The sequence below is a fragment of the Aeromonas sp. ANP5 genome (assembly GCF_963870295.1).
GTDB lineage: Bacteria > Pseudomonadota > Gammaproteobacteria > Enterobacterales > Aeromonadaceae > Aeromonas > Aeromonas veronii.
This window is the reverse complement of record NZ_CAWMRY010000026.1, coordinates 24561-50304: the sequence shown is the minus strand read 5'-3', so window position 1 is coordinate 50304 and position 25744 is coordinate 24561. Positions and strand designations below refer to the sequence as shown.

Annotated in this window: 24 protein-coding genes; 14 read left to right on the top strand and 10 right to left on the bottom strand. The window is 59.1% G+C overall.

Features of this window, described 5'->3' with window-relative positions:
- Positions 1 to 67 precede the first annotated feature (67 nt).
- Complete coding sequence (locus tag AACT07_RS15010) at positions 68 to 1429, bottom strand: ADP-ribosyltransferase (protein WP_069528599.1); 1362 nt, start codon at positions 1427 to 1429, stop codon at positions 68 to 70.
- Positions 1430 to 1627: 198 nt separating this feature from the next.
- Here AACT07_RS15010 and AACT07_RS15005 point away from each other — a divergent pair, with 198 nt between their 5' ends.
- Both AACT07_RS15005 and AACT07_RS15000 read left to right on the top strand, forming a co-directional pair.
- Positions 1628 to 2005: a CesT family type III secretion system chaperone gene (locus AACT07_RS15005; protein WP_019446305.1), complete on the top strand. Its 378-nt coding sequence runs from the start codon at positions 1628 to 1630 to the stop codon at positions 2003 to 2005.
- A 126-nt stretch (positions 2006 to 2131) separates the two neighbouring features.
- Positions 2132 to 2626: a DM13 domain-containing protein gene (locus AACT07_RS15000; protein WP_040069868.1), complete on the top strand. Its 495-nt coding sequence runs from the start codon at positions 2132 to 2134 to the stop codon at positions 2624 to 2626.
- 74 nt (positions 2627 to 2700) lie between these two features.
- Here AACT07_RS15000 and AACT07_RS14995 read toward each other — a convergent pair whose 3' ends face one another.
- Positions 2701 to 4965, bottom strand: a complete 2265-nt coding sequence (locus AACT07_RS14995; RefSeq protein ID WP_069528596.1) for a methyl-accepting chemotaxis protein — start codon at positions 4963 to 4965, stop codon at positions 2701 to 2703.
- Between the two features lie 376 nt (positions 4966 to 5341).
- On the opposite strand from AACT07_RS14995, the gene AACT07_RS14990 reads away from it, so the two are divergent.
- The 3 genes from AACT07_RS14990 to AACT07_RS14980 are packed head-to-tail and all read left to right on the top strand — an operon-like array spanning position 5342 to position 7027.
- Positions 5342 to 6013: a CsgG/HfaB family protein gene (locus AACT07_RS14990; RefSeq protein WP_069528594.1), complete on the top strand. Its 672-nt coding sequence runs from the start codon at positions 5342 to 5344 to the stop codon at positions 6011 to 6013.
- A 10-nt stretch (positions 6014 to 6023) separates the two neighbouring features.
- Positions 6024 to 6377: a DUF4810 domain-containing protein gene (locus AACT07_RS14985; RefSeq protein ID WP_050498494.1), complete on the top strand. Its 354-nt coding sequence runs from the start codon at positions 6024 to 6026 to the stop codon at positions 6375 to 6377.
- Positions 6374 to 7027 carry a DUF799 domain-containing protein gene (locus AACT07_RS14980; RefSeq protein WP_019446311.1) on the top strand — a complete coding sequence of 218 codons (654 nt, stop codon included), beginning with the start codon at positions 6374 to 6376 and terminating at the stop codon, positions 7025 to 7027. Before AACT07_RS14985 ends, AACT07_RS14980 begins: the two co-directional genes overlap by 4 nt.
- A gap of 130 nt (positions 7028 to 7157) precedes the next feature.
- On the opposite strand, the gene AACT07_RS14975 is transcribed toward AACT07_RS14980, so the two are convergent.
- Positions 7158 to 8162 carry a substrate-binding domain-containing protein gene (locus AACT07_RS14975; RefSeq protein WP_005355925.1) on the bottom strand — a complete coding sequence of 335 codons (1005 nt, stop codon included), beginning with the start codon at positions 8160 to 8162 and terminating at the stop codon, positions 7158 to 7160.
- A 434-nt stretch (positions 8163 to 8596) separates the two neighbouring features.
- Here AACT07_RS14975 and AACT07_RS14970 point away from each other — a divergent pair, with 434 nt between their 5' ends.
- The 7 genes from AACT07_RS14970 (at position 8597) to glpG (ending at position 14737) form a co-directional block, all read left to right on the top strand.
- Positions 8597 to 9718, top strand: coding sequence for a branched-chain amino acid ABC transporter substrate-binding protein (locus tag AACT07_RS14970; RefSeq protein WP_069528593.1), 1122 nt, complete (start codon positions 8597 to 8599; stop codon positions 9716 to 9718).
- Positions 9719 to 9784: 66 nt separating this feature from the next.
- On the top strand, positions 9785 to 10711 hold the full coding sequence (gene livH, locus AACT07_RS14965) for a high-affinity branched-chain amino acid ABC transporter permease LivH (protein WP_005339439.1): 927 nt from the start codon (positions 9785 to 9787) through the stop codon (positions 10709 to 10711).
- Positions 10711 to 11979, top strand: a complete 1269-nt coding sequence (locus AACT07_RS14960; protein ID WP_069528591.1) for a high-affinity branched-chain amino acid ABC transporter permease LivM — start codon at positions 10711 to 10713, stop codon at positions 11977 to 11979. Before livH ends, AACT07_RS14960 begins: the two co-directional genes overlap by 1 nt.
- Positions 11976 to 12749, top strand: a complete 774-nt coding sequence (gene livG, locus AACT07_RS14955; RefSeq protein ID WP_005339435.1) for a high-affinity branched-chain amino acid ABC transporter ATP-binding protein LivG — start codon at positions 11976 to 11978, stop codon at positions 12747 to 12749. Before AACT07_RS14960 ends, livG begins: the two co-directional genes overlap by 4 nt.
- Before the next feature lie 10 nt (positions 12750 to 12759).
- Complete coding sequence (locus AACT07_RS14950; RefSeq protein WP_005339433.1) at positions 12760 to 13461, top strand: ABC transporter ATP-binding protein; 702 nt, start codon at positions 12760 to 12762, stop codon at positions 13459 to 13461.
- A gap of 122 nt (positions 13462 to 13583) precedes the next feature.
- Positions 13584 to 13907, top strand: coding sequence for a thiosulfate sulfurtransferase GlpE (glpE, locus tag AACT07_RS14945; protein ID WP_005355913.1), 324 nt, complete (start codon positions 13584 to 13586; stop codon positions 13905 to 13907).
- Positions 13904 to 14737, top strand: coding sequence for a rhomboid family intramembrane serine protease GlpG (glpG, locus tag AACT07_RS14940; RefSeq protein WP_005339431.1), 834 nt, complete (start codon positions 13904 to 13906; stop codon positions 14735 to 14737). Before glpE ends, glpG begins: the two co-directional genes overlap by 4 nt.
- Positions 14738 to 14803: 66 nt before the next feature.
- Here the strand turns inward: glpG and AACT07_RS14935 are convergent, their stop codons facing one another.
- On the bottom strand, positions 14804 to 17248 hold the full coding sequence (locus tag AACT07_RS14935; RefSeq protein ID WP_069528589.1) for a VolA/Pla-1 family phospholipase: 2445 nt from the start codon (positions 17246 to 17248) through the stop codon (positions 14804 to 14806).
- 300 nt (positions 17249 to 17548) lie between these two features.
- Here AACT07_RS14935 and ubiK point away from each other — a divergent pair, with 300 nt between their 5' ends.
- Positions 17549 to 17806: a ubiquinone biosynthesis accessory factor UbiK gene (ubiK, locus tag AACT07_RS14930; protein ID WP_005339429.1), complete on the top strand. Its 258-nt coding sequence runs from the start codon at positions 17549 to 17551 to the stop codon at positions 17804 to 17806.
- A 54-nt stretch (positions 17807 to 17860) separates the two neighbouring features.
- Here ubiK and AACT07_RS14925 read toward each other — a convergent pair whose 3' ends face one another.
- The 6 genes from AACT07_RS14925 to trxA form a co-directional block, all read right to left on the bottom strand.
- Entirely contained in the window at positions 17861 to 18874 is a 1014-nt protein-coding gene (locus AACT07_RS14925; protein ID WP_005355901.1) for a GGDEF domain-containing protein, read from the bottom strand.
- Positions 18875 to 19093: 219 nt separating this feature from the next.
- Positions 19094 to 19792 carry an NAD(P)H-flavin reductase gene (gene fre, locus AACT07_RS14920; RefSeq protein ID WP_005339423.1) on the bottom strand — a complete coding sequence of 233 codons (699 nt, stop codon included), beginning with the start codon at positions 19790 to 19792 and terminating at the stop codon, positions 19094 to 19096.
- A gap of 146 nt (positions 19793 to 19938) precedes the next feature.
- Positions 19939 to 21408 (bottom strand): 4-hydroxy-3-polyprenylbenzoate decarboxylase, encoded by a 1470-nt coding sequence (gene ubiD / locus AACT07_RS14915; RefSeq protein WP_005339421.1) that lies wholly within the window; start codon positions 21406 to 21408, stop codon positions 19939 to 19941.
- A gap of 33 nt (positions 21409 to 21441) precedes the next feature.
- The gene (locus AACT07_RS14910; RefSeq protein ID WP_069528587.1) at positions 21442 to 22434 is read right to left on the bottom strand and encodes a hypothetical protein; all 993 of its coding nucleotides are present in this window, start codon (positions 22432 to 22434) and stop codon (positions 21442 to 21444) included.
- Between the two features lie 108 nt (positions 22435 to 22542).
- A complete protein-coding gene (rho, locus tag AACT07_RS14905) occupies positions 22543 to 23808 on the bottom strand; it encodes a transcription termination factor Rho (protein ID WP_005339417.1) in 1266 nt (421 codons plus the stop codon).
- 204 nt (positions 23809 to 24012) lie between these two features.
- On the bottom strand, positions 24013 to 24339 hold the full coding sequence (gene trxA / locus AACT07_RS14900) for a thioredoxin TrxA (protein WP_005339416.1): 327 nt from the start codon (positions 24337 to 24339) through the stop codon (positions 24013 to 24015).
- Positions 24340 to 24452: 113 nt separating this feature from the next.
- Here trxA and rhlB point away from each other — a divergent pair, with 113 nt between their 5' ends.
- The gene (gene rhlB, locus AACT07_RS14895) at positions 24453 to 25742 is read left to right on the top strand and encodes an ATP-dependent RNA helicase RhlB (protein WP_069528585.1); all 1290 of its coding nucleotides are present in this window, start codon (positions 24453 to 24455) and stop codon (positions 25740 to 25742) included.
- Positions 25743 to 25744 lie beyond the last annotated feature (2 nt).

The following is a 25744-nucleotide window of genomic DNA, read 5'->3' as shown; positions in this document are numbered from 1 at the left end:
ACTCCCGCCAGAATAAAAAAACGGACACCCGAGGGTGTCCATTGGTATCAGTTCTCGTGCTATCTGGTCACGCCAGATCGAGGCCGCGCATCTTCAGACGGATATCAACCTCTTGCGGCTTGTCGGCACCGCCCGACCCTCTTGCCAGATCCAGCGCATCCAGCAGCCCCTTGCTATGGCCGCTTTGTTCTCCCAACTTGGCCTCTTCCAGTACCCGCCTGGTGACTCCCCGCTCATCTTTGGCACTCAGCAACACCCGCATATCCGTCGCCTTGTTATAGAGGATCTCCTGCTCATCCCCTTCAACGGATATGTCGCTGACATCGATCCCCGAGCGGCCAAATACCGTGGAAATAGTGCCTGAACCACCAAAGCTGGTGGCCACCTTGGGATCCCGGGAGGTGGAGAAATAAGCGGCATCATGACCGACTTGCCCCTCTGCCACCCCGCTGAACGCATCGCCACCGTGGGTACCGCGGAAGGTCTTGACCAATTGCTCGGCGGGAGTGCTTTTTTCAAAAGCAGCAGACATGCCCTGATCGATCAATGCTTGCCCTGCATCCAGCTGCTTTTCCTGACGCAGCGAGCGATTCAGGTGCTGGTATTCGCCATTGGTGTAGAGACCAAGCGCCATGACTTCAGCATCGCTGTAAAAACCGTGGGGCTGTTCACCCAGATATTGTTCAGCCTCCAGGCCAAATTGATTCTGCAAGCCCTCAGCCAGCGCCTTGTCGGCGGGCTCACCTTTAACTTCGCTCTCGACGGCATAGCGTAATTGGGCAACCTCATGCATCAGGTCGTTCAATCCGGCTGCAACCTCACCAAGTTGCTCCTGCGTGGCGGAGCTCACCCATTCGCTGGCCTGCCTGCCCGTGGTTCCCCATTGCTGCAGAGCAATCCCGCCCAAATTCAGTTCAAGCAGGCGGGCGGCCTGATGAGTGGTTGCCTCGATTTTTGATCCATCACGAATACCGCTCAGGGCAGTGACCAAGGAACGCAGAGCACCGTTGCCAGTCGCCAGCGTGGTGTGGTCCTTGCGCAGTTGTTCAGCATTGATACTTTTCAGCTCGCTTGTCTTGTCGAGCGCGCTCAAGGTATAGGGCAGTGCCTTTTGCAAAAAAAGACGTTTCTGATCCGCCATGGAGAGGTTTTCTGCTACCTGAGTCTTCGGCGCAGCGGCACTCTTTCCGCTCCCCAGCAGGTTGCCGATCCACTCTTTGATGGCCACAAACGGGCGGGCCAGTTGGGCCCCCAATCGCGAGAGCAGCCCCTGCCCTTTCTGCGGTTCGCTGCGGCTGCCCAGCAAGATCGCATCTTGTCCGGTGGCGACCTGACGTGCCTCCAGCTGGCCCATCCGGCCAACCCCTGTGGTTGCATCACTGTGGTGAGCGACGGCCTGTGTGCCGACGGTGTTTGCTTGAATCTGCATGATGATTGTCTTCTTGTGATGTTTCGCCGCCAGTCTAGGAGAGGCCATCAACAGGGACTATCGGGATTGGTCGCGATTTTTGTACTGAGCGCGGTGCGCTATCTCGCTGACCGAAAAGCTAAAAAAAGAGAGCCACCATTAACAGTGCCGCTGGCGGTGACCTGCTCTAATGGCGCCATCATCAATCTGGAGCCATCAATGAACTCTCTTTATCACGCCGCCATCCACCAGCTGTTTCTCTCCCTCTCCCTGCCTGCGCCGCAACAGGAGGAGAGCGTCACCAGCCTGCAGATCGGCGAACTGACCTGCCATCTGACCGAACACCCGGCCGACTATCTGCTGATGTTTACTCGCCTCGACGCGGCCACCAGCGCCCAAGCCGCGGCCCAGAACCTGTTCAGTCAGGACCCATGCAAGCCGGTACTGGGTTTCGATACCGAGAGCCTGACACCGGTGCTGTGGAGTCGTCAGCCCTTGCAGCAACTGGATCGCACCCAGATCCACCACCAGCTGGAACAGCTGGTGCACGCCGCCAGCGAGATCAACAAAGGGCAGGACGGCACTATCCGGCCTTGAGCCATTGGCGTGACCACACCCCAAGTCACCATAGATGGATAACGACACCTCTGGCCTGAGCAAACTGGGTAGCGGGCCCCCGGACTGGTATGGTTTTGCCATCAATTCATCAACGACCGAGATATCATGAAACGCAAAACCATGGCCCTGCTGCTGGGCACCCATCTGCTGGTCGCGGCGGCAGGCTTTGCCGCCGGTGTCTACACCCTGCCGATCCTGATCGCGCCACCCGCCCCTGATACCGAGCAGGTCGCGGCCAGCCAGCAGCAAGCGAGATTCCACGGCACTTTTCGCCGGGATCTGAAAGACAGCGATCGGCTGCACTGGGGGGAAGGCAAGGTGAGCATAGGGCCGGATGCCGTCAGTCTGATGGGCAAGCTGGCCCCCGGGCCGGACTACCAGCTCTACCTCTCCCCCGAGTTTGTCGAGACCGAAGCCGATTTTGCCCGCCTCAAGGATCAAATGGTGCGAGTCGGGCCGGTGAAGACCTTCGACAACTTTATCGTGCCGCTGCCCGCCACGATCGATCCGGCCCGCTACAGCAGCGTGATCGTCTGGTGTGAAACCTTCGGCCAGTTCATCACCGCCGCCCGTTATCAGGATCTGCGTCCGGAGCAGTAACCTCGCCCCTGACCCGCACCATGAAAAAGGGCTAACATCGCTGTCAGCCCTTTGGCTATCCGATCCGCTCGTCATTAACGCTCCGGCGTGGTCATCTCCCGCAGCAGCTGATCGATGCAGCCCACTACCTGCTCTGAGTTCTGCTCGATCTCGCGGTAGAGCGCCTCCGCCTCTTCATGCTTGTGCTGATTTTTCAGCTCGATAACCTGCTGGATCACCTGATGCAGTCTGGCGTGGGGGGCGGCCATCGCCCTGAAGGCGGGTTGATCGCCGCAGCATGCCTGCCCTTCGCTGAAGTACCAGTGGCCAAGGCGGCACTCCTTGTCACTGACCGCCTCGCTGCGCGACAGCCCCTCCTGCCCATCCAGATAGGCACGCACCCGGGTCTTCCAGCCCATGTGAGCGGCGCGGGCGCGACTCAGCACCATCCGCACGTTGGAACCATCCTGGAACTGCCCGGCCAGATCCCCCAGCTTGTCCACCAGGGTCGCCACATGGCTGGCGATATGGGCGGTATCCCGCGCCACCAGCGTGGTGGCCTGGGAGATCTCGTGGACGCTGACGATATTGCGGGTGATCTCGTCGCTCACCGAGGATTGCTCCTCCGAAGCGGCGGCGATCTGGGTGTTCATGTCGCGAATGCTGTTGACCGCCCCCTTGATCCGGCCGAGGGCTTCTCCCGCCTGATTGGCCCGCTCCACCGACTCCCCGGCCCGCGAGACGCTGTGTTCGATCATGGTCACCGTGGTACCCACCGCCCGTTGCAACTGCTCGATGGTGCCGCGGATCTCGGCGGTGGAGTGCTGGGTGCGCCCGGCCAGCGAGCGCACCTCGTCGGCCACCACCGCAAAACCGCGCCCCTGTTCACCGGCCCGGGCCGCCTCGATGGCGGCGTTGAGGGCCAGCAGGTTGGTCTGCTCGGCGATGGACTGGATCACCGCCAGCACAGAGCCAATCTGCTCGCTGGCCTTGGCAACCTCTTTCACCGTGTTGCCCGCGCTGGCGATCTCCTCCGCCAGCTGTTCGATCATGTTGACGCTCTGCTGCACCACCTCATCACCGGTGACCGCCTGATTGTCTGCTTCGTTGGCCGCTTCGGCCGCCTGTGCCGTGTTGTTGGCCACCTCGTGTACCGTGCTGGTCATCTCGGTCATGGCGGTGGCGAGCTGGGTGGTCTGCTCCTGCTGGCGCGTCATGCTGCCAAGGTTGCCCGCCGCACTGCGCGACAGCCGCTCGCTCTCGCCAGCCAGTTCGCCCAAAGTGGCGGTGAGCTGGCTGATGGTGTCGCGGATCTTGGCAACAAAGCCATTGAACGCCGACCCGAGGCGGCGGATCTCCTCCGGCCCTGCCACCGGCAGCTTGCTGCCGAGATCGCCGGAGCCATTGGCCAGCGCCTCCAGCGCCTTGACGCTGTCGAGCAGCGGTCGATTGATGCGATTGAGTGCAAACGCCATCACCATGGCAATCACCAGAGCCCCTACCAGAGAGATGATCGCCATCTGCCAGCCCTGACGCGCCAGATCGGCCGCGACCAGACTGTGATCCCGGGTCAACTCAATGATACCGACCGCCTTGCCGGAGTAATCGCGCAGGGGGGCCGCCATCACCAGCAAATCACTCCCCTGTTGCGTCATATTGACGAAACGTTCCTCACCGGCCAGTACCGGCTGATACCACTCCATCGCCTCACCAAGCCGGGATGTGCCAACCAGCGTCACCAGCTTGCCCTGCTCAAACAGATAGATGGCGAGCTGCACCTGTTTGTCCAGCAGTTGGCCAAACAGCTTTTCATCCAGGGCACGACCAAACTCCACCGAACCGACCGGCTGCCCGTTGAAGGTGACCGGCACGACCCCGCGCAAACCGGTACCAGCCACACCAATCTCCAGCCCGCCAACGGCATGATGCTCGCGATTCATCTCAACCACAGTGGGGCGAATGGCAGAGAGGTCATCACCGTGTTTTTCAGGCTTGTGTACCCGATAGAGGGAAGTGGCTGGCGGCAGGTGGAACTGGAACTGCTCGATCCCCTGCGCCTTGATGGCGGGCCAGAGCGGATCAAACAGATTGGCGAGGGTCTGCCAATCCTTGTCAGCCACCGCCCTGGCTGCATCCGGCCGCTGGGCGATCAGAGTCGCCGCCAGCACGGTTTCATGGCTGGTGTTTTTGATCACCGCTTCCACATTCTGGAGCTGACTCCGCAGTGCAGCCTGCTCGGCCGCGAGCGCCCGCTGGCGATTTTCAAACAGATTAAAGGTAAGCAGCACCACGGCGAGCAATACGATGCCGCCAATTGCCAGCAGCGTGATCTGGTGACCCAGCTTGCGAGGGGGGAACATAAGACACCATCCTTGACAGTCATACCCAACCTACAGGATGGAGCGGTTAAGTCGGGAGTCCATCAGAACTTAACCCTTTGTTGATATTGATCAAACGATTAACAAGTAAAATGCGAGGTGGGTCAAACGGGGGGAATGTTTATCATATGGGCTGGAATTGGGTCTTGGTGCATACAACTGACAGTTTTCAGTCCAACACAACGATCACACTACAAAATTTGGAGATCCCCCTTCAATCCCCCACCTTGGTTACCAAAGCACAACAAGGAGTTTTATTAAGGCTTCCAGCTGAAACGGTTCCGTTGGGAGCTTCATTGGTATACGATACAGGCCCCACAAAAAAAACATTAATAATCATAAACTTAATAAGGCTGTCATGACAAAGTATCACATTGTTGCTGTGACTATCGCAGCAAGCTTGACACTTGCGGGTTGTTCAAGCGAATCCTCCCGAACACTTGAAGTTGCCAAAGTGACCTCTTACCAGACCCAATACCAAGGCACTCGCAGCCCCATTTCTGTGGGCAAGTTTGATAATCGCTCAAGCTACATGCGCGGTATATTCTCCGATGGTAACGACCGCCTGGGTAGCCAGGCCAAGACAATCCTGATCACCCACCTGCAACAAACTGGCCGTTTCAGTGTTCTGGACAGAGCCAACATGGAAGAGTTGCAAGCGGAAGCAGGGCTCAAGAAAGAGACTCAGACGCTGAAAGGCGCCGATTACGTCGTCACAGGCGATGTCACTGAATTTGGCCGAAAAGCGGTGGGAGATCATCAGCTGTTTGGCATTCTCGGCAGGGGCAAATCGCAGATCGCCTATGCCAAAGTCAACCTCAACATCGTCGATGTCAAAACGTCAGAAGTTGTTTTCTCGTCACAAGGGGCAGGCGAATTCGAGCTTTCCAACCGCGAAGTTATCGGTTTTGGTGGCACGGCCGATTATGACTCCACACTCAATGGCAAGGTGCTCGACCTGGCGATTCGTGAAGCCGTAAACAATCTGGTCTCTGGCATCCAGAACGGTGCCTGGCAACCGGCTCGCTAAGGGGGAATCAATGAACAAAATGCGTCAAGGACTCTGTCTGGCTTTTGCCCTCTTCAGCTACGGTTGTGCGACCCCACCCAAGCCCCTGTACAACTGGGGTGAATATCAGGATTCGGTCTACCAGAACCTTGAAGAAAAAGATAACGGTGAACAGATCGATCGGCTTGAGAAAAACCTGCAAGAAGCCAATGGCAAAGGGGAAAAGGTGCCGCCCGGTTTCCATGCTCATCTGGCCATGCTTTATGCCCAGCAGGGGCGTGACAACCTCGCACTGGAACACTTCGAGAAAGAGAAGCAACTCTTCCCAGAATCAACCACTTTCATTAATTTTCTGCTCACCCAGAAGCAAGGAGCAGCCAAATGAAAAAGTTACTGATTTCCATCATGGGCTCACTGCTACTGGCTGGTTGCGCATCCCAACAAGCTGCGTATGACTACACAGCATTTCGGGAAAGTCACCCTACATCGATTCTGGTTTTGCCTCCCGTAAACCACAGTCCAGATGTTAAAGCCGGCAATAGCCTGCTCTCCCAGAGCACCATGCCACTGGCCGAGTCTGGCTATTATGTTTTCCCGGTCTCACTGACCAACGAAACCTTCCGTCAGAACGGCATGACTGTTGCGGAAGATATCCACTCTTTGCCCATCAGCAAACTGCATCAGATTTTTGGTGCTGATACCGCGCTCTATCTGGACATCACCGAATATGGCACCAGCTATATGGTGGTCTCGAGTGAAACAGCCGTGACAGCGAAAGCAAAATTGGTGGACCTGCGTAACGGCAAAACCATATGGGAAGGTACAGCCCGCGCTTCAAGCGCAGAGCAAAAGTCCAATGGTGGTGGTAGCCTGGTTGGCATGCTGGTCGTCGCCGTCGTTGACCAGATCACCAACACTGTGATGGACAAGGGCCATGATATCGCAGGGATAACCAGTTTCAGACTGCTAAGCGCAGGTATGCCTAATGGCATCCTGTATGGCCCCTACTCACCGAAATACAACACACAAAAATAACCATTCCTGCTTCTGACAGAAGTGAGGATAAGCAGAGTTGCTTGGGGAAAATCCTCTTGTACTCCAGCCTGCGAAAACAAAAACCCCCTCGTGACAGAGGGGGTTTTTCGTGTTGGCAACGGGTGCGAGATTAACGCAGCGGTTTGACCGAGCGACGGACAATCAGCTCGGGCTGTACCGTCATCGATTCCACTTCCAGCTCCTTGTTGCGGATCCGGCTGACCAGATGCTTCACCGCCAGCTGGCCCAGTTCGGCCTTAGGGTGACGGATGGTGGTCAGCGGTGGGCTGGAGAAGCGCGCCATCTCCACATCGTCGTAGCCGATGATGGAGATATCGTCCGGCACCTTGACTCCCGCTTCCCAGGCAGCACAAATCGCGCCGATCGCCATGGGATCGTCGAAGGCAAAGACCGCGGTCGGACGAGGCTGCAGGGCCAGAATGCGCTGCATGGCATCGAAGCCGCTCTGGCTCTCGTAGTCCCCTTCAAAGACCTGTTCATCTTTAAGGGTCAGACCGTGCTCGCCCAGCGCATCACGCACCCCGTCCAGTCGCTGCTGGGTGGTCGGCTTGGAGAGCTGGCCAGTGATGCAGACGATGTCGCGGTGCCCCAGCTCCAGCAGATGGCGTACGGCCATGCGGGCGCCGATGCGGGCGTTGTCGTTGATGACGTTGGCGAAATCGCACTCCGTGCCCCAATCCAGTACCACCTGCGGCACGTTCTTGTGGATGCGCAGCATGTCGCGCAACGGGGTGTCGATATCGGTACCCAATACCAGCAGGCCATCCACCCGTTTTTCCATCAGCATTCTCAGGTAATGCTGTTGGCGAGGCGGCTGGTTTTCGGTGTTGCAGAGGATCAGGCTGTAGCCCTGTTCGAAGCAGTACGCTTCAACCCCTTGCACCACTTCTGCGAAGAAGGGGTTTACGCTGGTGGTCACCAGCATACCAATGGTCTTGGTCGAATTTATTTTAAGACTGCGCGCTACCGAGTTGGGCGCGTAGTTGAGTTCTGCCACCGCCTCAATCACTTTCTGGGTCGCGTCTTCGCTGACCCGCCGAGTGTGGTTGAGCACATGTGAGACGGTGGAGATGGATACGCCTGCGCGCGAGGCGACATCCTTGATAGTGGCCATCTCTGTCTCCTGACTGTCAAAGGCGGAACATTAGCAGATTTCCCGAATAAAGGCTTGGTTTTAACGAGCTCTGCCACGGAATTGTCAATGCCGGCTAATTTAGGCGCTCATTTCTGTTTGCGCAAATGGATTGTGGTCAAAATGGGAGCGCTGTCAGAGTAAAATATCGCCAGATTAATCCTCTGGCGTTTGTCAGAATCGCCTCTCGTTACCAAGATGTTAAGTCAACAAATCAAAATTAAGCTCTGATTAACCAAAAATAACAGGTCATTTATTTCAAAATCCACTCATCCAACCCCCTCTGGTTAGTATCTTTAACAGCTTGTTATTGCCCCGTGAGGAATGATAGAACCATACCTATAGCCGGATGCACGGGATGTAGATCCGGAATGGCACACGGAAATGAAACAATCCACTGATTAAGGGACGAATCAATGCATAAGTTGAGCAAAATCACAGTTGGCGCAGCGGTTTCTTTGGCTCTGTTTGGATCGATCTCCATCGCCCACGCGGCAGACACCATCAAGATTGGTATCGCAGGCCCGGTCACCGGTCCGGTAGCCCAGTATGGGGACATGCAGTTCACCGGCGGCAAGATGGCTGTCGAGCAGATCAACAAGGCTGGCGGTATCAATGGCAAGCAGATCGAAGCGGTCGTCTATGACGATGCCTGCGATCCCAAGCAGGCGGTGGCCGTTGCCAACAAGGTGGTGAACGACGGCGTCAAGTTCGTGGTCGGTCACCTCTGCTCCGACAACACCCTGCCCGCCTCCGACATCTATGAAGACGAGGGGATCCTGATGGTCACCCCAGCCTCCACCAACCCCAAGATCACCGAGCGCGGTTACCAGCTGACCCTGCGCACCATCGGCCTGGATAGCGATCAGGGCCCGACTGCCGCCAAATACATCATCGAGCAGGTCAAACCCCAGCGCGTGGCCGTTATCCACGACAAGAAGCAGTACGGCGAAGGGATCGCCTCTAGCGTCAAAGCGGCGCTCGACAAGGCTGGCGTGAAAGTGGTGGCCTTTGAAGGGATCACCGCCGGTGACAAGGACTTCTCCGCCCTGATCGCCAAGCTGCAGAAAGAGAACGTCGATTTCGTCTACTACGGCGGCTATCACCCTGAGCTGGGTCTGATCCTGCGTCAGGCTGGCGAGAAGGGGCTGAAAGCCAAGTTCATGGGCCCGGAAGGGGTGGGTAACAAGGATATCTCCGCCATCGGTGGCCCGGCTTCCGAAGGCCTGCTGGTGACCCTGCCGAACAAGTATGATCTGGTGCCTGCCAACGCCCCGCTGGTGGCGGCGTTCAAAGCCAAGGGTCAGGACTCCTCCGGCCCGTTCGTCTGGACTACCTATGCCGCGGTGCAAACCCTGGCCGCCGGTATCGCCAAGGCGGGTGAAGATGACCCGGCTGCCGTTGCCACCGCCATCAAGGCCGCACCGATCGATACCGTGATGGGCCCCCTGACCTGGGCACCGAACGGTGACCTGAAAGGCTTCGAATTCGGTGTGTTCCAGTGGCACGTTGACGGTACTTCCAGCCAAGTCAAATAATCTGCCGATCGGGGGTGAGTACGCTCACCCCCTCCTCTCTTTGCGGGCAAGTACAGGGAACGCAGTATGTCCGAACACCTCCTCTATCTGGTTCAGCAACTGCTGAACGGATTAACCATAGGCAGCACCTATGCGTTGATCGCTATTGGCTACACCATGGTCTATGGCATCATCGGCATGATCAACTTCGCCCACGGCGAGGTGTACATGATCGGCTCCTATGTCGCTTTTATGGTGATGGCGGGGCTCATGATGATGGGCATCGACAGCACCTTTCTACTGCTGGGAGGCGCCTTCCTGGTCAGTATCATCATCACCGGCACCTATGGCTGGAGCATCGAGCGGGTCGCCTACCGGCCACTGCGCGGTGGCAACCGGCTGATCCCCCTCATCTCCGCCATCGGCATGTCGATCTTCTTGCAGAACATGATGCGGATGGCTCAGGGCTCACGGGATATCGCCATGCCCAGCCTGATCTCAGGTGGCTGGACCCTGGGGGGTGAGGATGGTTTTCAGGCCAGCCTCTCCTATATGCAGCTGATCATCTTCGTGGTGACTTTCATCACCATGCTGGCGCTGACCCAGTTCATCGGCCGCTCCCGCATGGGCCGCGCCTGCCGCGCCTGTTCGGAAGATATCAAGATGGCCAACCTGCTGGGGATCGACACCCACGTGGTCATCTCCATCACCTTCGTGCTGGGGGCTGCGCTGGCCGCCGTCGCCGGGGTGCTGCTCGGCATGTATTACGGCGTCATCAATCCCTACCTCGGCTTTATGGCCGGTCTGAAGGCTTTCACTGCCGCAGTGCTGGGCGGTATCGGCAGCATTCCGGGCGCCGTACTGGGCGGCCTGCTGCTCGGCGTGGTTGAAGCGCTCACCGCCGGTTATCTCAGCACCGAGTACAAGGATGTGATGGCGTTTGCCCTGCTCATTTTTGTGCTGCTCTTTATGCCTACTGGCATCCTGGGTCGTCCGGAAGTGGAGAAAGTGTGATGAAACATCAATTTATCCACGCCTGTATCGCCAGCCTGGTGCTGCTGGTGCTCTCCTTCTGGCTGCTCGGCTTCAAGCTGGAGACCGATGGCTCCAGCCTGCAGGTAGTGAGCCGCCTCGATGTGTCGCTGGCCTGGCTGCTGGGGGGCGCCACCCTCGTTTTCTGGTTCCAGATGCTGCGCGGCCAGATCGCCAAGCTGTTTCAGGCCTCCATCAGCGGCTTCTCGGTCGGCTTCACCAAGCTGGTGCTGCCGAGCCCGGAAGAGGCGCCCAAGCTCTATAACCTCACCGCCGTGCTGGTACTGCTGTTCGCGGTGAGCTGGCCCTTTATGGCCTCTCGCGGCGCCATCGATCTCGCCACCCTCACCCTGATTTACATCATGCTGGGGCTGGGGCTGAACGTGGTGGTCGGCCTCGCCGGTCTGCTCGATCTCGGCTATGTCGGCTTCTATGCGGTCGGCGCCTACAGCTATGCCCTGCTCAACAACTACTTCGGGCTGAGCTTCTGGGAGTGCCTGCCCATCGCCGGGCTGATGGCCGCTACCTTCGGCTTCCTGCTCGGTTTCCCGGTACTGCGGCTGCGGGGGGACTATCTGGCCATCGTCACCCTGGGTTTTGGCGAGATCATCCGCATCCTGCTCAACAACATGACCACCCTGACCGGCGGCCCGAACGGGATCTCCGGCATTCCCAAGCCGACGCTGGGGGGTCTGGAGTTCAACCGCACCGTCAAGGATGGCGGCTTTGATACCTTCCACAACTTCTTCGGCATTACCTACAACGCCAACCACAAGGTGATCTTCCTCTACCTGATGGCGCTGGTGCTGGTGGTGGTGACCCTGTTTGTCATCAACCGCCTGCTGCGCATGCCCCTTGGCCGCGCCTGGGAAGCGCTGCGGGAAGACGAGATCGCCTGCAAATCGCTGGGGCTCAACCCCACCATCATCAAGCTGACCGCCTTCACCATAGGCGCCACCTTTGCCGGTTTCGCAGGCAGCTTCTTTGCCTCGCGGCAGGGCTTTATCAGCCCGGAATCCTTCGTCTTTATCGAGTCGGCCATTGTGCTGGCGATTGTGGTGCTGGGTGGTATGGGCTCCCAGATCGGGGTGGTGCTGGCTGCCATCGTGATGACGGTGCTGCCGGAGCTGGCCCGCGAATTCAACGAGTACCGCATGCTGATGTTCGGCCTCTTGATGGTGTTCATGATGATCTGGCGGCCACAGGGATTGCTGCCGATGACCCGTCCGCATCTGGAGTTGAAGAAATGAGTACACATCAGAAGTTAATGGAAGTATCTGATTTGTCGATGCGCTTCGGGGGCCTGCTGGCCGTCAACGGGGTCAAGCTGGATATCGACAAGGGCGAGGTGATCTCCATCATCGGCCCCAACGGTGCGGGCAAGACCACCATCTTCAACTGCCTGACCGGTTTCTACTGCCCGAGCGGCGGCACCATCCGCTACAAGGGTGAGGAGATCCAGGGGCTGCCCGGCCACCTCATCGCCCGCAAGGGGATTGTGCGTACCTTCCAGCACGTGCGGCTGTTCAAGGAGATGACGGCGGTGGAGAACCTGCTGGTTGCCCAGCACCAGCACCTCAACACCAGCTTTATCGCTGGCCTGTTCAAGACCCCGGCCTTCCGCCGTGCCGAGCAGGAGGGGCTGGAGCGGGCCGCCTTCTGGCTGGATAAAGTGGGGCTCAAAGATCTCGCCAACCGCGCCGCCGGCAACCTGGCCTACGGTCAGCAGCGCCGCCTCGAGATCGCCCGCTGCATGGCGACCCGTCCCGAGCTGCTGATGCTGGATGAACCGGCCGCCGGCCTCAACCCGAAGGAGACCGACGAGTTGGATGAGCTGATCATGAGCCTGCGGGACGAATTCGGGGTCTCGGTGCTGCTGATCGAGCACGATATGAAGCTGGTGATGGGTATCTCCAACCGCATCTTCGTAGTCAGCCAGGGCACCCCGCTGGCCCACGGCAAGCCGGATGAGATCCGTAACAACCCGGCAGTGATCAAGGCCTATCTGGGCGAGTCGTAAGGACAAAAAGATGTTAGAACTTCGCAACGTATCGACCCACTACGGCAAAATTCAGGCACTGCACGATGTCAGCGTCGAGGTGAAAGAGGGGGAAATCGTCACCCTGATCGGTGCCAACGGCGCAGGCAAGACCACCCTGCTGATGACCCTCTGCGGTGAACCCAAGCCCAGCAGCGGCTCCATCTGGTTTGAGGGGGAACAGATCAGCTCCCTCACCACCGCCCGCATCATGCGCAAGGATATCGCCGTGGTGCCGGAGGGGCGCCGTATCTTCGCCCGCCTGACGGTGGAGGAGAACCTGCTGATGGGCGCCTTCTTCGTCGACAAGGCAGAGCAGCATGGCCTGCTGGATCAGGTGTTTACCCTGTTCCCGCGACTGCACGAACGGCTGGAACAGCGGGCAGGCACCATGTCCGGCGGCGAGCAGCAGATGCTGGCCATCGGCCGCGCCCTGATGAGCAAACCGCGCCTGCTGCTGCTTGATGAACCCTCGCTGGGGCTGGCCCCCATCGTCATCCAGCAGATCTTCGACACCATAGAGCAGTTGCGGCAGAAGGGGATGACCATCTTTCTGGTGGAGCAGAACGCCAACCAGGCGCTCAAGCTGGCCGACCGCGGCTATGTGCTGGAGAACGGCCACGTGGTGCTGCAAGACACGGGCGCCGCCCTGCTGGCCAACCCGGCAGTGCGACAAGCTTATCTCGGCGGTTAACCCACTGCCCCGCATGCCATATCGACAAGGGAGCCGCTGGCTCCCTTATCTTTTGTGGGGTTAGTTTGCGCCCAAGCTTGCGGTACACTGGCCCGTAATCAACCTATTCGCAGGACATCCCGATGGACCAGTTTGCCCATATCAATGCCCATGATGCCCACCAGAAACTGAGCGCGGGTGAAGCCCGTCTGGTGGATATTCGCGACCCGCAATCCTTTGAAGCGGCCCACGCGGTCGGCGCCTTCCACCTCACCAACGGCACCCTGGTGCGCTTTATGAACGAAGTGGATTTCGATACCCCGGTCATCGTGATGTGCTATCACGGCAACAGCAGTCAGGGGGCCGCCCAATACCTGCTGCAACAGGGTTATGACGAGGTCTACAGTCTGGATGGCGGTTTCGAGGCGTGGCGCCGGGAGTTTCCCATCGAGGCAGGCGAGGCATGATCCAGCTGCTGGTGCTCGACAACGCCCGCATGGCACAGGCGCTGGTGGACTATCTGGCTACCCTGGGGATCTCCTGCGAGCTGACCCAGTCCGAGCTGGGGGTCACCATCTGGCTGGCGGACGAGCAACGCCTCGCGCAGGCCCAGCTGGAGGTGAAGCGCTTTCTGGCCGAGCCGGGCCACCCGCGCTATATGGAAGCCTCCTGGCAATCCGGCCGCGCCGATGCTCGCATCGACTACAGCAAGGGGATGACGGATCCCATCACCGATTTCCTCCATCAGGCGGGGCCGCTGACGCTGGTGGTCATCATCGCCTGTCTCGCCATCTACGGGATCGAGGCCATCGGCCTGCCCATCTACGACGAACTGGCATTCCACCCGACGCTGGCCCAGTTCACCGACTGGCAGGCATGGCGTTATTTCACCCCCGCCCTGATCCACTTCTCGGTGCTCCATCTGGTGTTCAACTTGCTCTGGTGGTGGTATCTCGGCGGCCAGATCGAGCAGCGCCTTGGCAGCGGCAAGCTGCTGATCCTGCTGCTGGTGGGCGCCGCCCTGCCCAATATCGCCGAGTTCTTTGCCAGCGGCCCGCTGTTTGGCGGCCTCTCCGGCGTGGTCTATGCCCTGCTCGGCTACTGCTGGCTGCGCAGCAAGCTGCAACCGGCCTGCGGCCTCACTCTGCCACCGGCGCTGATGGGCTTTATGCTGTTCTGGATGGTGCTCGGCTTCTTCGACATGCTCGGCACCAGCACCGCCAACATCGCCCACCTGACCGGCCTGCTGGTCGGCCTGCTGCAAGGCTGGCTGGATCGCAACCACCAGCCGACCTGATTTTTCAGCAGTTGCAGAAACGAGAACGCCGCCCCGAGGGGCGGCGTTTTTTTACGCGATAGGCAGTTACTGCTTGATCAGGGTGTCATCGGTTACCTTGACCGCCGCACCGCCACTCATAAAGAAGCTGGCGAACTGGGTCTGGATCTCGGTGGTGACCGCGCCAGCCTGATCGAAGTTCTCGTCAGGAGCCAGCAGCGAGCTATGGCCCCCTTTCAGGAAGCGCGCAGCATGGTGACCCGCCGGGAGCATGCCGGAACCCTTCAGCTCTTGCAAACCCAGCACCCGGAACAGCGGCTCGGTGCCACCCAGCGGCGCAGAGACGATGCTGTTGGGGATCACTTGATCCGGCAGGTTGAGGGCGCCATCACCCACGATCTCGGTAGCGAACAGCGGGAAGCTCTTGGCGACGCCACTGCCCAGATTGATCGGGTCCGCAGAGTCCAGCACTGACTGGGCGGCAAAGGTATAGCTCTGCAAGGTGCTCGCCGCACCCGCCTGCGTGGCCGCATCCAGACTGGGCAGGAACTCGTTGACGAAGCAGGTTGCCTTGACTGTCTTGCAGTTGGGTTCATAGGCCGCAAAGCCCGCTTTCAACTCGGGGCTGCCTGCTATCAGCACGCTCATCTTGATGGTCGGCCCGAAGCTCGGCGAGTTGAGCAACAACGGCGCGATGCCGCCACCCGGCATCGCCAGACCACCGGTATCGAACTTGAACAGGGCATCAGCCTGAGCACTGCCGGTGGTCTGGTTGGCGACAGCCAGCAGATTGGCCCCGGTAATGGCACCGAGTGAGTGACCGAGGAAGTGAACTTTCAGACCGGCACCACCCAATTGGCCACCCAATCCCTGGGTGTTGGCCAGACCGACAGCCAGTCGCAGTCCCAGCAGATCGGCCACGCTCTGTTTCAGGTTGTCCCGCGCCACCGTCAGATAGTTGAGGTTCAGATAGGGGAGCGGGTTCTCCGATGTAGTCACCGTCGCCATGCTGTTGCTCAGGGCATAACCACGCTCGCCGTGCAGCGGATGATCGATCACTACCACAGCGACATTTTTGGCTGTTGGTGTGACTTGCAGACCAGCACCAATCTGGCCCAGCGCCAGCGCATAGGCGTTCTCCTTGATGGAGGTAACCCCGTGTTGATAGATGATCACATCGGTAATGGTATTGAGCGGTGCAGCGGCGAAGATCCGCAGCGGTACCGATTGTACTTCGCTCAGGGTCGGCAACGGGTTGAAACGGCCGATATTGCGCTCGGCATCCAGCGGCTTGCCACCGGAGGTGAGAGTCACCCCGATCAGCTTGCTTGCCTCGGTCAGCAGTTCACTCTGACGGCTCGGGTCGGCGATCAGCTCACCCAGCAATGCCGGGTCCACGCCCGCCCCGACCAGTCCACCGATCACCTCGGTATCGCCCGCTTTCAGCGCGTTGGCGATGGCATAGAGGCTGGGAATGGCGCCGTGCCAAGATTGGGTCTTGGCCTTGTCCCAGGAGCCGGCTATCGCCGGGGTTGAGAGGAAGTAAGGGAGTTTGACGGTACCGGTATACACCTTGGTCACCGCTGCAACTCCGTTTAGGGTGCCATTAGCCGCCACAGCGGCAGCAATCGCATCACGATCTTTCTGCGGCAAGAATGGCTCATTCGCCAGCTGGGTCAGAAAATCCACCCCGCCATTAAGACCGTTGATGGTATAGGTTGCTGGCAGGCTGGTGTTGCCCTTGGCATCCTGTTTCCACAGCGCTGCGGCGTCCAGGCTCGGGCTCTTCAGCACGGAAGCGGCGGCACTCTTCACCGCCAGCAGCACATCGGCACCAGATTGGGTGGCAAACCAGTCGGAGAAGATCACCCGATCGCTGGTGATCCCGGTGGCCGCCTTGAACAGACCTTCCTGCAGCGAGATCAGGCCGTTAATGGTCTGCTCCTGAGTGGTTGCGCCTGCTGTCGATTTGAAGCTGCTGTAATCGCCGCCCGCCTTGAGCGGAGTGCCACGACTGTCCTTGAGTGCATCGGTAGCCACTATCATGTAGTAAGAAGAGGGATTGAGCGGCTTGAGCGGAACCAGATTGAGCTTGCCGTCCCCGCCAGTGACCACAAAGTCGGTCCCATAAACCAGTGGCTTGCCGCCCTTGACTCCGTTGGGTTGCAGAGTGACAGGATCCAGCGTGAGCTCGAGCAGGTAGAGGGGCGCAACGGCAGAGGCATACTCGCTGGCCGCCGGTGCCGGCACAGAGACACCGGTCACGGTCGCCGGTACCAGCTGGACGGGTTGGGTGGTTGACCAGCCATCCAGGGTGGAGAGGGCAGATACCGGGTTAGACAGATCAGCAGTTTCTGTCGAAAACTTCAGGGTACCGTCGCTGGCACGAGGGGCCAGCACGCTCGGGCGCACCCCGTTGGCGCCACTCAGGACGTAGTCGAGGGAGCTGGTGGTGTCTCCCTTGTTGTCATCTCCACCACATCCGGCCAGCAGGGCGCTGACAACAGCTGCATAGATTAGCTTCTTCTTCATTTTTTATTCTCTTTTTATAGGGTTGTTATCCATCACAAGCCAACGGGGTCATCACGACCTCGACTGCAAAACGTTAACATAAAACCAACACTAAATAAGACTCATGCCGGACAGTTCTGGCTCAGCTTTGTGGTGCATGTCATGGTTTCAGGTTAACAAAGGGGCGCAAGGGTAGCAGTTGTAGCCCCATCACCAGACCCGACCAGCCAGCGGGCACCATCACGACTAAAAAGCCGCCGCGATCTCGGCAAAGTGAGGGAATTGTCGGTAGAATGTCCGCCAACGCTTAAGGAGGACATCATGATCGACCCGAAGAAACTGGAAGAGATCGCCAAGCAGGTGCACAACTCCCTGCCGCCCGGTATTCGCAGCATGGGTGAAGAGGCCGAGAAGAAGATGCGTCAGGTACTGCAAGCCCAGCTGGGCAAGCTGGATCTGGTCAGCCGCGAAGAGTTCGACGTGCAGACCAAGGTGCTGCTGCGTACCCGTGAAAAACTGGCTGCCCTCGAAAGCAAGCTGGCTCAGCTCGAGCAGCAGCTCGGCGCCAAAGGCGAATAACAAAAACCCCAGCTCGGCTGGGGTTTTTGCTTTGTATTGAACCTGTAAAAACCATCACACCTGAAGCAGATACCAGGCCCGCTTGCCGCGTGCCTTGGCCTCATACATGGCACGGTCGGCCACCTCCAATGCCTGTCGGAAGCTCAATGGCTCCTCCTCCCACAGGGCGATGCCGATACTCAGCCCCACCCGTTGCGGGCAACCGGGTTTGGGCACATAGCCGTGCATCCGGCTGATCAGGGCGTCAGCCAGCTGCGCCAGGCCATGGCTCGACACATCCCGGTGCAGATGCACCACAAACTCGTCGCCGCCGTAACGGCCGCATAGCGCCGAGCCAGGCATAATAAGGCGCAGCCAGTCCGCCATCTGCTGCAACACCAGATCGCCGCAGGCATGGCCCAGCTGGTCATTGATCCCCTTGAAATCATCCAGATCGATAAAGAGCAGCGCCCCCGCCCCTTGCGGCTGCAGTTGGGCAAACGCCTTGCCAAACCCCTGCCGGTTGAGCAAGCCGGTCAGCGCGTCGCTGTTGGCGCGCTCCGCCAGTCGCTGCTCATAAGCCTTGCGCTGGGTGATATCGATATGGGAGCCCATGATCCGCAGCGGCTTGCCATCGCCATCCCGATCGACGACCCGACCCCTATCCCACAGCCAGGTGACCTCGCCTTGCGGATTGATGGTGCGGTATTCGGCTTCATAGAAGGGGGTTTTGCCCTCAAGGTGGGCAAAGTAGCTGCCCATGGCATGTGCGCGATCGTCGGGATGGAGCTTGGCGCTCCACTGATCGAAATGAGGGGCCATGTCACCGGCCTGAAAGTTCTGCAGATTGAAGACCCGCAGCTCGCCGGTGGGAATGGTGCCCTGCCAGAGACAGATGCCGGTGCCATCGAGGGCGGCATTGAGCTTCTCCTGCAACAGGCCGTTTTCATGCTGCAAAGCGGCGATCTCTGCCTGCAAACGGGCCATTTCACCGCCATGAGGGGACGGGATCAGCGTTGCGACCCGCTCGACAGAGCCGGTCTCTCCCCTGTCATCCTCCGCAGATGCCCTGCCCTCTTCACTCAACACTGCGCCTCCTTGTGCTCGCTCTATGGATGCTCTTGTCAATCCCCCACAAAGATGCCATCAGCTAGGCTCGATTAGTAGCCATTCATAGCCAAAATATTGAAAAATAATGGGATAACGCCGCGATAATCCAACCATTCGGTACGATCAGGTACTGCAGCTGCCACAAAAACAAAAGCCCCCGGCAAAACCGGGGGCTGCGTCATCCAGACGGGACTACCGTCAGATAAATTCGTAGGCGTCACCGAAGATGCGCTCCGGCTCGGCGCCAAGGATCTTGAACTCCTCCCGCGCGGCACCCGCCATCTCGAAACGGCCGGCGACATAGATGTCGTAGTCGTGGAGACTGACGAAGTCATCCATGATCGCCTTGTGCACCAGCCCGCTCTTGCCAGTCCAGTCAGCCTCCGGCTCCTGCACCACCGGAATAAAGGTGAGCGGCGCATAGTCACGCTCCCACTGCTGCATCTGCTCCAGTTCGTAGAGCCAGTGAGCCTGACGCACACCCCAGTAGAAGAACACCGGACGCTTGCTGCCCGTGTCGATCAGGTACTCCAGAATGGAGCGGGCGTAAGAGAAACCGGTGCCGCCCGCCATCAGGATCAGCGGACGGGGGGATTCATCGCGCAGGAACGCCTTGCCAGCCGGCAATTCAACCTCGATCTCCCCCTGCTCGCGCATGCGGGCCAGCACCTGACCAGCGTAGGCGTTCTCGGGAGTGGCGCCTATCTGCAGCTCCAGCACGCCCGGGCGGGTCGGCGAGTTGGCGATGGAGAAGGGGCGCTTGTCCGAATCGCTCATCACCACCAGCAGATACTGGCCTGGCTTGAAGCTGATCGCTTGCTGCGGCGTCAGGGCCACATGCCAGATGGTGTCGACATATTCGCGCAGTTCCTCTACGCGGCATTTGATACGTTGCATTCTTGTCCTTGTGGCGGGCTCGCTCGGCCCGCTTCGCTCATTGTTTCACTATGGAGTGACGACCAGCAGCCCTGGCCCCGTCAGTCGAGAATACTCAAATCAGTGTGGATCGCATCACTTTTTGCAGCAAAGCTGTCATGTTTGCCTCATCCGAGGATATTGAGCTCATCCCAGATGGCATCAACCTTCTGCTTCACCGCCTCATCCTGAACTATGGGCTGACCCCACTCCCGGTTGGTCTCGCCCGGCCACTTGTTGGTGGCATCCAGCCCCATCTTGGAACCGAGGCCAGAGACCGGCGAGGCGAAGTCCAGATAGTCGATCGGCGTATGCTCGATCAAGGTGGTGTCCCGTGCCGGGTCCATCCGGGTGGTGATGGCCCAGATCACATCCTTCCAGTCGCGAGCGTTGACGTCATCGTCACACACCACCACGAACTTGGTGTACATGAACTGGCGCAGGAATGACCAGACCCCCAACATCACCCGCTTGGCGTGGCCCGGGTAACGCTTCTTGATGGTCACCACCGCCATCCGGTAGGAGCACCCCTCCGGCGGAAGATAGAAGTCCACAATCTCGGGGAACTGCTTCTGCAGCAGCGGCACGAACACCTCGTTCAGCGCCAGACCCAGCACCGCCGGTTCATCGGGCGGACGGCCGGTGTAGGTGCTGTGATAGATGGCATCGCGCCGCTTGGTGATGTGGGTGATGGTGAAGACCGGGAACTCGTCCACCTCGTTGTAGTAGCCGGTGTGGTCGCCATAAGGGCCTTCCGGCGCCATCTCACCCGGCTCCAGATAGCCTTCCAGCACGATCTCGGCGCTGGCGGGCACCTCCAGATCGCAGCTGATGGCCTTGATCACCTCGGTACGGCTGCCGCGCAGCAGACCGGCAAAGGCATATTCGGAGAGGGTATCCGGCACCGGCGTCACCGCGCCGAGAATGGTCGCCGGATCGGCGCCGAGCGCCACCACCACCGGGAATCGCTCACCGGGATGGGCCTCCTGCCACTCGCGAAAATCGATGGCACCGCCACGATGATCCAGCCAGCGCATGATCAGCTTGTTTTTGGCGATCTTCTGCTGGCGATAGATGCCGAGGTTCTGGCGCTTCTTGTAGGGGCCGCGGGTGATGGTGAGGCCCCAGGTGACCAGCGGCGCCACATCGCCGGGCCAGCAGTGCTGGATCGGGATCTGGTCGAGATCGACCGCATCTCCCTCCTGCACCACCTGCTGGCAGGGGGCGGAAGAGAGGCGCTTGGTCGGCATGTTGAGCACCTGCTTGAAGATCGGCAGCTTCTCCATCAGCTCCTTGAATCCCTTGGGCGGCTCGGGCTCCTTGAGATAGGAGAGCCAGACCCCGACCTGACGCAGTGCGCCCACATCGGGCTGCCCCATGCCCATGGCAACCCGATCCGGGGTGCCGAACAGGTTGGTCAGCACCGGCATGGTGTAGCCTTTGGGATTTTCGAACAGCAGAGCCGGGCCACCCGCACGCAGGGTGCGATCGCTGATCTCGGTCATCTCCAGATAGGGATCTATCTCGCGGGTGATCCGCTTGAGTTGTCCGTTTTGTTCCAGCTGCGCGATGAAATCACGCAAATCCTTGTATTTCATGCAAGTTCCCAACCGGGTTCAGGAGGTCACGCATTATAACCCTGGCTGCCCATCGGGTGTACCCGAATCGGGCAGCAGACTCGGTGCAATGGGTGGCATGTCACGCTGGCCGAGGCGTCTGGCCAGCGCAGAGAGCAGTTGGGGCTCGTCCACCTCCATCAACAGACCGGCCACCAGCGCCCCGTATTGGCGGTTGGAGAGCTCCGCCAGCAGGTATTTCTGGGCTTGCGGCGGCAAGGGGGAGAGTGCGCTCAGATGCCGCAGGGCGGCTCCCTTCAACCCCTCGTTGCCACTGGCGGCAATCAGCAGATCGCTGGCAGCACTGCCGTGATGGAAGCGGTTGATGGTAGAGAGTGCACGCAGCGCATCCTGATCTGCCGGCCGCCGCCACAGCATGCTATAGAGCGCCGGTTCGCCGGTGCGCTGCAACAGATGGAACAACAGATGATTATCGGGCAGATAGATATTCTGGCTGGCCAGCGCTTGCGCCTCCCGCATCCAGATCGGTTGCGGCAAGGTATCGAGGGCCAGCAACAGGGCTTGCTGCTGCATGGCGAGATCGGGGTTACTGCTGTAGTAGATGGACTTTAGCTGGAAGCTGCCCTGGGCAAGCTGCTGCCGATAGCGCTGCACCAGTGATTGCAGTTGCCACGCCCCCAGCAGCTGACGGGCCTGCGCGGCAAAATCATAGACAGGTTGCTGCACCAGAAAACCGTCGACCTGCTGCTCCATGAGCCACTCGGGGGCCTTGTCGGCCTGAGCCTCGACCCACTGTTGCAACGCAGGGGATGCAGGGGTGGTAGCGGGAATATCCCGCAGAAGCTGCAACAGCAGGAACTCCCGCCGCTCGCGACTCAGGGTCGCCAGCAGAGAGTCGATGGCTGCAAATTGCCCCTCCTGCAGACGGCCCGCCAGATAGCGCTGGTGAGTCTGCAACGTCTCGGCTGTCACCGCGATCGGCGCACTCTGCGCGCAGGCTGGCATTGCGCTCAGCAACCCCAGCAATAACCAGAAAACAGGCTTCATGACGTCTCCATCCATGTGACATCGGGATCTCATACTACTAGGGCGACCGGAAAACAGATAAACAAAAACCGCGACCAGGGCCGCGGTTTCGTCATTTTCTGACCGGACTTACTTCTGCTGGCGCCGCATGGCGTCGAAGAACTCGTCGTTGGTCTTGGTCATCGCCAGCTTGTCGATGAGGAATTCGATACCGTCGATCTCGCCCATCGGGTGGACAATCTTGCGCAGGATCCACATCTTCTGCAGCTCGTCACCGGAGGTGAGCAGCTCTTCTTTACGGGTGCCTGAGCGGGTGATGTCGATGGCCGGGTAGACACGTTTCTCGGCAATCTTGCGCGAGAGGTGCAGTTCCATGTTGCCGGTACCCTTGAACTCTTCGTAGATAACCTCGTCCATCTTGGAACCGGTATCGATCAGCGCAGTGGCGATGATGGTCAGGCTGCCGCCCTCCTCAACATTACGCGCGGCGCCGAAGAAGCGCTTCGGACGGTGCAGGGCGTTGGCATCCACACCACCGGTCAGTACCTTGCCGGATGACGGGATGACGGTGTTGTAGGCACGGGCCAGACGGGTGATAGAGTCCAGCAGGATCACTACATCTTTCTTGTGCTCGACCAGACGCTTGGCCTTCTCGATCACCATTTCGGCAACCTGAACGTGGCGGGAAGCCGGTTCGTCAAAGGTGGAAGCGATCACTTCACCTTTCACCATCCGCTGCATCTCGGTCACCTCTTCCGGACGCTCGTCGATCAGCAGAACGATCAGTTCACAGTCCGGGTGGTTGTAGGCGATGCTCTGGGCGATGTTCTGCAGCAGCATGGTCTTACCGGCCTTGGGCGGCGCCACGATCAGGCCGCGCTGGCCTTTACCGATGGGGGAAGCCAGATCCAGTACACGGGCGGTGATATCTTCGGTAGAGCCATTACCCCGTTCCATACGCAGACGTTCGTTGGCATGCAGGGGGGTAAGGTTTTCAAACAGGATCTTGTTGCGGGAGTTTTCCGGACGGTCGTAGTTGACCTCATTGACCTTGAGCAGTGCGAAGTAGCGTTCGCCCTCTTTCGGTGGCCGGATCTTGCCGGAGATGGTATCGCCGGTACGCAGGTTGAAGCGGCGGATCTGGCTCGGGGAGACGTAGATATCGTCAGGGCCTGCCAGATAGGAGCCGTCTGCACTGCGCAGGAAGCCGAAACCATCGGTCAGGATTTCCAGCACACCGTCGCCAAAGATATCTTCACCACCCTTGGCGTGCGCCTTGAGGATTGCAAAAATAATATCTTTCTTGTGCGCCCGAGCCAGATTTTCCAACCCCATGGATTCGCCAAGCTTGACCAGCTCGGACACAGGAGTGTTCTTTAATTCAGTCAGATTCATAGTGGTGAAAGTCTGTAAGCAAGGATTGAAATGAGGAGACAGTCTGCTGGATTGATGCTGATCGGATTTGATTGCCAGGCTGTGGTTAGCAAAGAGTCAGGCAAAAAGGTTAGCAAACGAGCGATAAACTAGCACCAATCGGGATGAGCGTCTAGGTGATAAAACACAAGGAGCGCATTATTGCAATGCGCTCCTCTTTAATTATTACAGGTTGCCGTCCAGGAACTCTTTCAGCTGAGTCTTGGACAGTGCACCGACCTTGGTCGCTGCCACTTCGCCATTCTTGAACAGCAAGAGGGTCGGGATACCACGAATGCCGTACTTGGGCGGAGTATCAGAGTTATGGTCGATGTTCAGTTTGGCTACGGTCACGCGACCTTCGTACTCTTGGGCAACTTCTTCCAGGATCGGGGCAATCATCTTGCACGGACCACACCACTCGGCCCAGAAGTCGACCAGAACGGCGCCATCGGCTTTGATTACATCTGCCTCGAAGCTGGCATCGCTCAGCTGAACAATCTTGTCACTCATCTCCAACTCCAGTCAGTAATTAAGGCTTTATTGACATATCAACAAAGGCAATAGTTGCCCTATTTGAAATGATCCTGTTTATTATTGCAAGCCTAACCTGATAACCTACCGCCATGAGCAAAACACACTTAACGACCGACAAATTCGCCCAAATGGGCCTCGAACCCGAAGTTCTGGCTGGTCTGGAATCAAAGGGATTTCACTATTGCACGCCCATCCAGGCACTGTCTCTGCCACTGCTGGTAGAAGGTCATGACCTCGCCGGTCAGGCCCAGACAGGAACCGGCAAGACCATTGCCTTCCTGGCCGCGACATTCAACTATTTGCTGACTCACCCGCTGACCAAGCCCCGTCTGGTTAACCAACCCAGAGCCATCATCATGGCACCCACCCGGGAACTGGCAGTACAGATCTATAACGATGCCGACAGCATCGCCGCTTCTACCGGCCTGAAACTCGGCCTCGCCTACGGTGGCGAAGGTTACGACAAGCAGCTGGCCGTGCTGGAGCAGGGCGTCGACATCCTGATCGGCACCACCGGCCGCATCATCGACTACTTCAAGTCCAAGGTGATCGATCTGAGCAACATTCAGGTCGTGGTACTGGACGAAGCGGATCGCATGTTCGATCTGGGCTTCATCAAGGACATCCGCTTCCTGTTCCGCCGCATGCCGCCCGCGACCGAGCGTATGAGCATGCTGTTCTCCGCCACCCTCTCCCTGCGCGTGCAGGAGCTGGCCTACGAACACATGAACCACCCGGAACATGTGCAGGTAGAGCCGGAGCAGATGACCGGCGTGCGGATCAAGGAGGAGCTGTTCTACCCCTCCAATGAAGACAAGATGTTGCTGCTGCTCTCCCTGATGGAAGAGGAGTGGCCGGAAAAAGCGATCGTCTTCGCCAACACCAAGCATGTCTGTGAAGACGTCCATGCCTGGCTGGAAAACGACGGCCACCGCGTCGGTCTGCTGACCGGTGACGTGCCGCAGAAGAAGCGGATGAAGATCCTCGAGGATTTCACCAAGGGGGCGCTCGATATTCTGGTCGCCACCGACGTGGCCGCCCGTGGTCTGCACATCCCTGACGTGACCCACGTCTTCAACTATGACCTGCCCGACGACGCCGAAGACTATGTACACCGTATCGGTCGTACCGGTCGTGCCGGCAAGAGCGGTCACTCCATCAGCCTGGCCTGTGAAGACTATGCCTTCAACCTGCCGGCCATCGAGGAGTACATCCACCACGCCATTCCGGTCAGCAAGTACGACCGTGAAGCGCTGCTGGATGACGTGACCCCGCCGAAACGGGTGTTCCGCAACCGTCAGCCGGTGAACCGCAACATGCGGGATCGTCAGGGCGGTGGCAACAGCAACAACCGTCGTCGTCCGCCGCGCAAGAGCTAAGG

Bases quoted from the DNA above. Each gene is read 5' to 3' on its own strand.
- glpG (WP_005339431.1), top strand. From the start codon at position 13,904: ATGATCCAGCTGCTGGTGCTCGACAACGCCCGCATGGCACAGGCGCTG.
- AACT07_RS14910 (WP_069528587.1), bottom strand. From the start codon at position 22,434: ATGAAGCCTGTTTTCTGGTTATTGCTGGGGTTGCTGAGCGCAATGCCA.
- fre (WP_005339423.1), bottom strand. From the start codon at position 19,792: ATGCAACGTATCAAATGCCGCGTAGAGGAACTGCGCGAATATGTCGAC.
- glpE (WP_005355913.1), top strand. From the start codon at position 13,584: ATGGACCAGTTTGCCCATATCAATGCCCATGATGCCCACCAGAAACTG.
- AACT07_RS14970 (WP_069528593.1), top strand. From the start codon at position 8,597: ATGCATAAGTTGAGCAAAATCACAGTTGGCGCAGCGGTTTCTTTGGCT.
- rho (WP_005339417.1), bottom strand. From the start codon at position 23,808: ATGAATCTGACTGAATTAAAGAACACTCCTGTGTCCGAGCTGGTCAAG.
- livH (WP_005339439.1), top strand. From the start codon at position 9,785: ATGTCCGAACACCTCCTCTATCTGGTTCAGCAACTGCTGAACGGATTA.
- livG (WP_005339435.1), top strand. From the start codon at position 11,976: ATGAGTACACATCAGAAGTTAATGGAAGTATCTGATTTGTCGATGCGC.
- AACT07_RS14975 (WP_005355925.1), bottom strand. From the start codon at position 8,162: ATGGCCACTATCAAGGATGTCGCCTCGCGCGCAGGCGTATCCATCTCC.
- AACT07_RS14935 (WP_069528589.1), bottom strand. From the start codon at position 17,248: ATGAAGAAGAAGCTAATCTATGCAGCTGTTGTCAGCGCCCTGCTGGCC.
- AACT07_RS15010 (WP_069528599.1), bottom strand. From the start codon at position 1,429: ATGCAGATTCAAGCAAACACCGTCGGCACACAGGCCGTCGCTCACCAC.
- AACT07_RS15005 (WP_019446305.1), top strand. From the start codon at position 1,628: ATGAACTCTCTTTATCACGCCGCCATCCACCAGCTGTTTCTCTCCCTC.
- AACT07_RS14980 (WP_019446311.1), top strand. From the start codon at position 6,374: ATGAAAAAGTTACTGATTTCCATCATGGGCTCACTGCTACTGGCTGGT.
- AACT07_RS15000 (WP_040069868.1), top strand. From the start codon at position 2,132: ATGAAACGCAAAACCATGGCCCTGCTGCTGGGCACCCATCTGCTGGTC.
- rhlB (WP_069528585.1), top strand. From the start codon at position 24,453: ATGAGCAAAACACACTTAACGACCGACAAATTCGCCCAAATGGGCCTC.
- AACT07_RS14990 (WP_069528594.1), top strand. From the start codon at position 5,342: ATGACAAAGTATCACATTGTTGCTGTGACTATCGCAGCAAGCTTGACA.
- AACT07_RS14985 (WP_050498494.1), top strand. From the start codon at position 6,024: ATGAACAAAATGCGTCAAGGACTCTGTCTGGCTTTTGCCCTCTTCAGC.
- trxA (WP_005339416.1), bottom strand. From the start codon at position 24,339: ATGAGTGACAAGATTGTTCAGCTGAGCGATGCCAGCTTCGAGGCAGAT.
- AACT07_RS14960 (WP_069528591.1), top strand. From the start codon at position 10,711: ATGAAACATCAATTTATCCACGCCTGTATCGCCAGCCTGGTGCTGCTG.
- ubiK (WP_005339429.1), top strand. From the start codon at position 17,549: ATGATCGACCCGAAGAAACTGGAAGAGATCGCCAAGCAGGTGCACAAC.
- AACT07_RS14950 (WP_005339433.1), top strand. From the start codon at position 12,760: ATGTTAGAACTTCGCAACGTATCGACCCACTACGGCAAAATTCAGGCA.
- AACT07_RS14995 (WP_069528596.1), bottom strand. From the start codon at position 4,965: ATGTTCCCCCCTCGCAAGCTGGGTCACCAGATCACGCTGCTGGCAATT.
- ubiD (WP_005339421.1), bottom strand. From the start codon at position 21,408: ATGAAATACAAGGATTTGCGTGATTTCATCGCGCAGCTGGAACAAAAC.